Raw genomic sequence first — 279 nt, 5'->3', positions numbered from 1 at the left:
CGACCCGTCGCTCTCGCCGTCGTCGACCACGCCCGGAACCCGAACGCTCACGACCGTTCCGTCGTCACCGGTCTCGAACGACAGCTCGCCGCCGAGTGCGTCGATACTCCAGCTGACCAGCCAGAGGCCGAGTCCGCTGCCGTGGTCGAGTGCGGTCTCCGCCTCCCGCCCGAGGGCATCGAGCTCGTGGTCGGGGATGCCGGGGCCGTCGTCGCGGATCTCGAAGACGGCGTCGTGCCCATCGCCGGCGTCGGCGGGGACGGTCTCGACGAGTGTGAC

At 71.3% G+C, this 279-nt stretch carries 1 protein-coding gene; it reads right to left on the bottom strand.

What is annotated here, in order from left to right:
* Nucleotides 1-279 (bottom strand): ATP-binding protein (locus SM755_RS23495; RefSeq protein ID WP_323174814.1); only part of this gene is annotated, 279 nt, incomplete at both ends.

The sequence above is a fragment of the Natrialba sp. PRR66 genome, from assembly GCF_034808065.1.
Classification (GTDB): Archaea; Halobacteriota; Halobacteria; order Halobacteriales; family Natrialbaceae; genus Natrialba; species Natrialba aegyptia.
This window is presented reverse-complemented; position numbering and strand designations above follow the sequence as displayed.